Consider the following 7,879-nt stretch of genomic DNA (forward strand, 5'->3'; position numbering starts at 1 on the left):
AAAAATCCGAAACGTGACGGGGCGCACAGACCGTTCGCCACCCCCTTGGTGAATGTCACCAAAACCTGATATTCGAGGCCCCATGAACAAGCCCGAGATAATCCCGCAAGACGACGTCGCCGGCCCGAAGGCCCGGCATAAAACCACCCAGGTCATGGTCGGCAATGTTGCCGTCGGCGGGGGGGCGCCGATCGTCGTGCAGTCGATGACCAATACCGACACCGCCGACGTCGAAGGCACGATCGCGCAGGTCGCGGCGCTGTCGCGCGCCGGATCGGAAATGGTGCGCATCACCGTCGATCGCGAGGAGGCCGCTGCCGCCGTTCCGCATATCCGCGACGGCCTGCGCAAGCGCGGCATCGCCACGCCCCTGATCGGCGACTTCCACTATATCGGCCACAAGCTGCTCGCCGAATATCCGGCCTGTGCCGAGGCGCTCGACAAGTATCGCATCAATCCCGGCAATGTCGGCTTCAAGAACAAGCGCGACACGCAGTTCGCCGACATCATCGAGATCGCCAACAAGAACAACAAGCCGGTCCGCATCGGCGCCAACTGGGGCTCGCTCGACCAGGAACTGCTCACCAAACTGATGGACGAGAACACGGCCTCAGCGAACCCGCGCGACGCCCGCGCGGTGACCCGCGAGGCCATGGTGCAGTCGGCGCTGCTGTCGGCTGCCCGTGCGCAAGAACTCGGCATGGCCAAAAATCGCATGATCCTTTCGGCCAAGGTTTCCGCAGTGCAGGACCTGATCGCGGTCTATCAGGAGCTGGCGCGCCGCTCGGATTACGCCATCCACCTCGGCCTCACCGAAGCCGGCATGGGCTCGAAGGGCATCGTGGCGTCTTCCGCCGCACTCGGCATTCTGCTGCAGGACGGCATCGGCGATACCATCCGCATTTCGCTGACGCCCGAACCCGGCGGCGACCGCACACTGGAAGTGCAGGTTGCGCAGGAACTGCTGCAGACCATGGGCTTTCGCACCTTCGTGCCGCTGGTTGCGGCATGCCCGGGCTGCGGCCGTACCACCTCGACCACGTTCCAGGAGCTGGCGCGTTCGATCCAGGATTTCATCCGCGAGGAAATGCCGGGCTGGAAGACGCAATATCCCGGCGTTGAAACGCTCAACGTCGCGGTCATGGGCTGCATCGTCAACGGCCCCGGCGAATCCAAGCACGCCAATATCGGCATCTCCTTGCCTGGCACCGGTGAAGCACCGGCAGCGCCTGTGTTCGTCGACGGCAAGAAGTTCCGCACCCTGCGCGGGCCCACGATTGCCGCCGACTTCAAGGCGCTGGTGATCGATTATATCGACCAGCGCTATGGCAAGGGCAGCAAGGCGCCCGAGAGCGCGGTAACCGCGGCGGAGTAGTATTTCTCCGTCGTCCCCGCGAACGCGCGCGAACGCGGGGACCCATAACCACAGGACTTCGTGGTTATGCCGGGCTGTAGCTCCAGCTTTCACAACAACGTGCTCCTGTGGTTATGGGGTCCCGGCTCAAGGCCGGGACGACGTCTACTGCATTGCGCTCCGCATCGCCTGAGCTACGATGATCCCAATCAAGAACGATTGGGAGAATCGCCGATGTCTTCGTTGTCCGGCAAGCAAGGACCCCGCTATCGGCACACCGCCGGAGAATCTGATCCCTACGAGACCATCGACGTCGAAAAGCTGACGCCCATCATCGGCGCGGAGATTTCAGGCGTCGATATCGGCAAGCTCGTTTCCGACGATACGCGTTCCAACCGCCAGATGGACGAGGTCCACCGGGCGCTGGCCGAAAATCTCGTGATCTTCTTCCGCGACCAGCACATCACCCCGCAGCAGCACCTCGCCTTCGGACGCAAGTTCGGCGAATTGCATGTGCATCCGGCGGCGCCCAACGAGGGCGATCCGGCGCTGATGAAGATCTACGCCGACAAGGACTCCCCGCGCGCCAATGGCGAAGGCTGGCACAGCGACGTGTCCTGCGATGCCGAGCCGCCGATGGGATCGATCCTCTACATCAAGCAATGCCCGCCACGCGGCGGCGACACGCTGTTCGCCAACATGTATGCGGCCTACGAGGCGCTGTCGGACCGCATGAAGATCTATCTCGACGGGCTGACCGCGCTGCACGACGGCGAGCAGGCCTATCGCGGGCTCTACGCCAACTATGGCGTCGCCGACCGGCCGGAATATCCGCGTGCTGAACACCCTGTGGTGCGCACGCATCCTATCACCGGCAAGAAGGCGCTCTACGTCAATCGCGGCTTCACCCGCTATATTGTGGGTATTCCCCGCGATGAGAGCGACGCCATGCTGGCCTATCTCTACCAGCACGCGGAAAATCCGCTATTCCAGTGCCGCTTCCGCTGGACGGAAAACGCCATCGCATTCTGGGACAATCGCTGCGCCCAGCATCGCGCAATGTGGGATTACTGGCCGCACACCCGCTCCGGCACGCGGGTGACGGTGAAGGGCGAGCGGCCGGTATGATCAGGGACGCGTTGACGCCTTCTCCGGCGTGCGCCAAGCTTGGGCAAAAGCAATAAACATCCGGAGGACGTCGCATGCTCCGCGCCGAAGACAACAAATTCCTGACCGAGAGCGGACCGGGAACGGGCATGGGCGAGTTGCTGCGCCGCTTCTGGATTCCGGTGCTGCTGTCGAAGGAATTGCCGGAAGCGGATAGGCCACCGAAGAAGATCGTCGTCATGGGCGAGGAGCTGCTCGCGTTCCGTGACACGCGCGGCGTGGTCGGCGTCATCGATCAATATTGTCCGCATCGCGGCGCCAATCTCTGGCTCGGCCGCAACGAAGAATGCGGCATTCGCTGCGTCTATCACGGCTGGAAGTTCGACACCGACGGCCGCTGCGTCGACATGCCGACCTCCTATCCCGATCTCAACGCAAAGGACCTGATTCGCATCAAGTCGTATCCGGCGCGGGAATGGGGAGACATGATCTGGGCCTATATGGGCCCGGCCGGGCAGGTCCCCGACCTGCCCGATCTGGAAATGGCGCTGCTGCCGGCCTCGCACCGCTACGTTTCGAAGAAATGGCAGGACTGCAACTGGGTACAGGCGCTGGAAGGATCGATCGACACCGCGCATTTCACCTTTGCGCATCTGTCGTTCGAGAAAGAAGAGAACGAAATCCTCGATATCAAGAAGCACTTTGTGAACCCGTTGACGCGGGTCGCGACCGATCACATGCGATGGATCGCCGAAGACCCGCGCCCCGTGATCAAGATCAATCCGCACGAGGCCGGCCTGACGGTCGCGGGCGGACGGTTGACCGGCTCGGACAATATCTACTGGCGTATCGCCCAGTTCCTGATGCCGGTGCATTCCTATGCGCCGAGCTCGATGCCCGGCGAGAATATTTTCGGCCAGAGCTTTGTTCCAGTGACGGATACCAATTGCTGGATATTCACCTATGCGTGGAATCCGGAGCGCCCCCTGACGCAGGCCGAGCGCGACGGCTACGACCGGGGCAACGGCGTGATGGCCGTGGTCGACGAGAATTATGTTCCGCTGCGCAACAAGTCGAACGACTATCTCATCGATCGCAAACTGCAGAAGACCAGCAGCTACACCGGCATCAAGGGCGTATCCGAACAGGACGCCGCCGTGCAGGACAGCCAGGGCCCGATCGCCGACCGCACCCGCGAACATCTCGGCCCGACCGATCTCGGCATCATGCATTTCCGCAAGCTCGTCATGGATGCCGCCCGCGCGCTGCAGCAGGGCGAGGCGCCGCCGCACCTGAAGCATCAGGACCGCTACGCCGTGCGCTCCGGCGCCTGCGTCACCAGCAAGGCAAAGGACCTCACGGCAGTCATGATCGAGCGGTTTGGCGATGCAGCCGGCTATGTCGGCGGGCCCGGCAGGAATGCGGCGGCGGAGTAGCTGCGCTCTCTCGGCGACTCGTCCCCGCCTAGTGCGCAATTGCGCACGGGGCGCGGAGACCCATGACCAAAGGCTTGCGTTGTGGAAGAAAACCGTCGACCGACGTGCCGGATAATTACCGCCGCGGCGCATGGGTCCCCCGATGTGCAATTGCACATCTGAGCTCGCGCTGCGCTTGGCCAGGACGACAACTATAGCGCAATCTTCCGGAACTCCCGGTTGCTCAGGCTTGCTTCCTCAAGGTCGAGGTCGCGCTCGATCCGCCGCCTGGTTTCATCGGTAATCTTGCCGTCGCGGAGCAGGACGTGGATGAATTTCCGTTCGGCTGCGATCAACTCGCGCGTCAGGGCGGTGCCGGCCGCCGAGACATCGTAGGCGTCGGGATCGAGCGAATCCGGCAGTTGGTTGGTGCGGCTCTCGTGCCGCGCGCGCAGCAGTTTCACGACTTCGTCGGAGAGCCGGCGGTCGTCGGTGATGGCATCCAGCGACTGGAGCGCTGCCGCCAGTACCTCGCGCCGCGCCGCGATCTCCGCTTCATGCTCGGCTCTATGTTCGTCGCGGCCGTCTCTGGTGATGTCGAGCCATCGCGCCACCAGCGGCAATCCGGAGCCCATTCCGACCAGGGTGATGAAAATGACACCGAAAGCGACGAACAGGATCATGTCGCGATGGGGGAAGGCCTCGCCGCTCGGCAGGGCGAGCGGCAACGCCAGCGCCGCGGCCAGCGACACCGCGCCGCGCACGCCGGTGAAGGAAATCACGAAAACGGTCCGCCAATTCGGAGCAGGGTCGCGTTCGCGAATGCGCTTGCTGATCAGGCGCGGCAAATAGGTTGCCGGATAAACCCAGGCAAAACGCGCGACCACCACAATGATTGCGACCAGCGCGGTGGCGATCAGGATATCCTCAAGCGGAAACGCTTTCGATTTCTCGAACAGCAGCCGCATCTGAAATCCCGTCAGCAGGAACAATAGCCCCTCGACCAGGAAAATGATGAGGTCCCAGAAGAAAATGCCCTGCAGGCGCGTCGCCGACGAGATCAGCAGTGGACCGTTCCAACTGATGTAAAGTCCGCATGCCACGGTCGCGATCACGCCGGAGCCACCGAAATGCTCGGGAATCCAGAAGGCGAGATACGGGGTGATCAGCGACAACGTGATCTCGACCTGCGGATCGCGCGCGTGGTGGCGTGCGCGCAAGGACAGCCAGCCCACCGCCACGCCGAACACGATCTCGCAGACGACGATCACCGCGAAAGTGCCGGTCGCCTTTGGCAGCGAGAACAGCCCGGTTGTGATGGCTGCCGCCGTGAACCGATAGAGGATCAACGCCGTGGCGTCGTTGGCGAGCCCTTCGCCCTCGAGCACAACGAGAATGCGGCGCGGCATGCCTAGTTTGCGGGCAATTGCCAGCGGCGCGACCACGTCCGGCGGCGCGACGATGGCTCCGAGCAGGAAGCCCACCGCCCAGGGGAGCCCGATCAGGTAATGCGTCGCGGCAGCGACCGCGAAAGCGGTGAAGATGACACAGCCGAGCGCCAGCAGGATGATCGGGCGGAGGTTGGATTTGAACTCGCGCCAGCTCATGGCGACGCTGGCCGAATAGATCAGCGGCGGCAGCACCACGAGCAGCACCAGTTCGGGCGGCAATTCAACGGTTGGCATGCCCGGCACGAAGGCGAGCGCGATGCCGGCGAGCATCAGCAGGATGGCCGGCGCGACATTGATTCGCCGCGCCAGCAGCGCGGTCCCTGCCAGCACGGCGAGCAGGATCAAAAAGATTTGAAACTTGGCTTCCATGATCGCCCCCATTCGCAAGGAAAAACCGCGAGGTCAATGCAAGGCGCGCGGCGGTTCACGAAGGTGGAGCGATCCGGTTTCCAGAGCCGGATATTTCGCGCAAGGGCGTGCCGCAGGGACGCCATGCGCATGGCCTGCTGGCGCGAGGGGGCGGAACGTGATTGAGGGCTTCTTTCCGGCTGGACTGATGAGGTCGCCAGCGGGGATATTACTCGCGCAGATCGTAGCGATAGGATTTCGAGACGATCTTCCAGCCGTCGCGCAGTTTCATCGCCACCAGATAATCGGTGAAATAGCGCGGCGGCAATTGGCAGCGCACCTTGATGAAGGCGGTCTGATCATCCGAGCGGTCGATGGTGACGATGAAATCCTCGCGCGGCTTGCCTTCGGCCTTGGCGGAGGGACGCTTGCGCACGCGATCGAGCCAGTCCGGCACGGTCAGGACCTGCAACTCGCCCTTCTCGAGCCAGCGCAGATCGGCGGTGGAGTCGAAAATCGCGCCGAGCTTGTCGGCGTCGCCTTCATACAGGCCATCGAAATAGTTCTTGACCACGGCTTCGACGGTCGATCGGTCAGGGCTCACGGCAATTCCTCCCGGCGAAAAGAAATTTGTTCGAGTTGAATTAAGCCACGAACCGGCGCATTGCGCTATGGTGAGTTCATCACAGGTGCGAGGGATTGCAGGTGGCGGGTTCAGCAAAATCGAATGCTCGCATTCTTGCCGGAGAATGCTTCTGTCGCGCGACGCGCTATGCGGTGGCGGACGAATTCGCATACGCCTTGAATTGCCACTGCTCGGATTGCCGGCGCACCACAGGTTCGGCATTCAAGCCGTTTGCCGGCATCGCACGTGGCAAGTTTGATGTCACCAAAGGCAAAGACAACATCATGATCTATGGCGACGCGGCGAACCACAACGCGCATTGCCCCGAATGCGGCTCGTTGCTCTATTCGGTGGTGCGTGATGGCGCCTTCGTCCATGTTGCCATGGGCACGCTGGTCGACGATCCCTCAATCCGCCCGATGGCCCACATCTTCGTCGGCTCCAAGGCGCCCTGGTTTGCGATCACAGACGACCTGCCGCAATATCTGGAACACCTCATGCCAGGCTAAGCGCCCCGCTCCGGGAATACATGCTCGCCGCCGGGGGTCTATATCTCGTCGGGGAACCCGGCAGAAAACATGATCGGCCAGGGGCCGAACCGCCGGGGCGCTGGCCCCGACTAACGATGAGATGAGGGTGCGATTCACGTCTGCGTGGTTCGTGACTTAACTCACAAAGCCGGGCTGCGCCTTCTGGTAGGCAGGCCTGCGTGGTAGAAGGTGCGAGGCTCCGGAAGTGTCATGATGAAATCTGGATCGCTGAAATTGCTTCGATGGGCCGCTGCAGCGGCGGCCTTCCTGTTCGTTAGCGAGCCGGCCTTTGCCGAGAAGCGCGTGGCGCTGGTGCTGGGCAATTCCGCCTACAAGAATGTCGCACCGCTGGCCAATCCGATAAACGACAGCGCCAAGATCGCGTCGACGCTGAAGGACGCAGGCTTCGATGTCGTCGATTCCCGCCGTGACATGGCCGCAGCCGAGACCCGTCGCGCCCTGCGCGACTTCGCCGATCGCGCGCGCGATGCCGATATCGCGGTGGTCTATTACGCCGGCCACGGTATCGAATTGGACGGCGCGAACTACCTGATTCCCGTCGATGCGCGGCTGGAACGCGATACCGACATCTATGACGAAGGCCTCTCGCTCGACCGCATCCTGATCGCGATCGAACCGGCCAAGAAGCTGCGGCTCGTGATTCTCGACGCCTGCCGCGACAATCCGTTTGCCCGGACCATGAAGCGCACCGTCGCATCGCGCGCGATCGGGCAGGGCCTCGCCAAGGTCGAGCCGACCAGCCCGAACGTCCTGATCGCCTATTCGGCCAAGGCCGGTTCCACCGCGGCCGACGGTGACGGCCAGAACAGCCCGTTCACGACGGCGCTGTCGCACCATTTGACGAAGCCCGGGCTCGACGTGCGCCGCGCCTTCGGTTTTGTCCGCGACGAGGTGCTCAAGACCACCAACAACCGGCAGGAACCCTTTGTCTATGGTTCGCTCGGCGGTGAAGACGTGCCGCTGGTGCCGGCACCCGCGGCGGCCGCCCCTGCGACACCCGCCCCCAGCGCGCAGGCCGAAGCCCGCCG

General features: G+C 63.1%; 7 protein-coding genes. 5 read left to right on the forward strand and 2 right to left on the reverse strand.

The genetic code is table 11. The features are described from left to right. Nucleotides 1-82 precede the first annotated feature (82 nt). The 3 genes from ispG (at nt 83) to CP49_RS29900 (ending at nt 3,897) form a co-directional block, all read left to right on the forward strand. Nucleotides 83-1,375: a flavodoxin-dependent (E)-4-hydroxy-3-methylbut-2-enyl-diphosphate synthase gene (gene ispG / locus CP49_RS29890; protein ID WP_057853718.1), complete on the forward strand. Its 1,293-nt coding sequence runs from the start codon at nt 83-85 to the stop codon at nt 1,373-1,375. Nucleotides 1,376-1,588: 213 nt separating this feature from the next. Then, complete coding sequence (locus tag CP49_RS29895) at nt 1,589-2,482, forward strand: TauD/TfdA dioxygenase family protein (protein ID WP_057853719.1); 894 nt, start codon at nt 1,589-1,591, stop codon at nt 2,480-2,482. A gap of 74 nt (nt 2,483-2,556) precedes the next feature. Then, the gene (locus tag CP49_RS29900) at nt 2,557-3,897 is read left to right on the forward strand and encodes a Rieske 2Fe-2S domain-containing protein (RefSeq protein WP_057853720.1); all 1,341 of its coding nucleotides are present in this window, start codon (nt 2,557-2,559) and stop codon (nt 3,895-3,897) included. A 191-nt stretch (nt 3,898-4,088) separates the two neighbouring features. On the opposite strand, the gene CP49_RS29905 is transcribed toward CP49_RS29900, so the two are convergent. Continuing rightward, complete coding sequence (locus CP49_RS29905) at nt 4,089-5,696, reverse strand: Na+/H+ antiporter (protein WP_057853721.1); 1,608 nt, start codon at nt 5,694-5,696, stop codon at nt 4,089-4,091. 208 nt (nt 5,697-5,904) lie between these two features. Then, nucleotides 5,905-6,279 (reverse strand): nuclear transport factor 2 family protein, encoded by a 375-nt coding sequence (locus tag CP49_RS29910; protein WP_057853722.1) that lies wholly within the window; start codon nt 6,277-6,279, stop codon nt 5,905-5,907. Between the two features lie 101 nt (nt 6,280-6,380). Here CP49_RS29910 and CP49_RS29915 point away from each other — a divergent pair, with 101 nt between their 5' ends. Together CP49_RS29915 and CP49_RS29920 are read left to right on the forward strand one after the other, a co-directional pair. Beyond that, nucleotides 6,381-6,809, forward strand: coding sequence for a GFA family protein (locus CP49_RS29915; RefSeq protein WP_057853723.1), 429 nt, complete (start codon nt 6,381-6,383; stop codon nt 6,807-6,809). Between the two features lie 231 nt (nt 6,810-7,040). Next, nucleotides 7,041-7,879: caspase family protein (locus CP49_RS29920; protein WP_245310935.1), on the forward strand; the 839-nt coding region annotated here is incomplete at its 3' end.

It is taken from the genome of Bradyrhizobium valentinum (assembly GCF_001440405.1).
Classification (GTDB): domain Bacteria; phylum Pseudomonadota; class Alphaproteobacteria; order Rhizobiales; family Xanthobacteraceae; genus Bradyrhizobium; species Bradyrhizobium valentinum.